Source organism: Actinospica durhamensis, assembly GCF_018139695.1.
Classification (GTDB): Bacteria; Actinomycetota; Actinomycetes; order Streptomycetales; family Catenulisporaceae; genus Actinospica; species Actinospica durhamensis.
In genome coordinates this window covers 1-451 of record NZ_JAGSOG010000744.1, presented here as the reverse complement: position 1 = coordinate 451, position 451 = coordinate 1, and the positions used below count along the sequence as shown (strand labels likewise).

The window sequence follows — 451 nt, the reverse complement described above, 5'->3', positions numbered from 1 at the left end:
GTGCCTGCTCGGCGGTGATCTTGGTGGTGTTGAGCTGCTGCACCAGCGCGCCGGTCGGAGAGGTGACATCCAGGTCGGCCTTGCGCCAGCCGGTGCCATCCCAAATCTGCGTCAGGTACGCGCCGGTCTGCACGGTCTTGACCCAAAAGGTCGGAACCTTGAAGCCGCCAGCGGGCGGGGAGGGCTGCGCGTCCGAGAAGATCGTCGGCGCGGTGCTGGTCTCCAGCGTGGATACCTGGGAAGCCAGGGCTTCGCGCGCGGACGCTTCGGTGTCGATGCGCTGCTCGAAGGCGGCCGAAACCGCCGACACCTGGCCGTCGATCTCATTGGCAATCCCCTGCGGCACGTTCGCGCCGTAGCTGGCCGCCATCTGCTGTCGGAATGCCGTGTTGGCACCCTCGGCGTCCGTCAGGGCTTCGGTGGTCTCGGCCAGGCCAGCGATGTTCTCGCC

At 67.6% G+C, this 451-nt stretch carries 1 protein-coding gene; it reads right to left on the bottom strand.

Going from position 1 to position 451, the window contains the following annotated elements; translation table 11 throughout:
• Positions 1–451: hypothetical protein (locus KDL01_RS42005; protein WP_212534282.1), on the bottom strand; the 451-nt coding region annotated here is incomplete at both ends.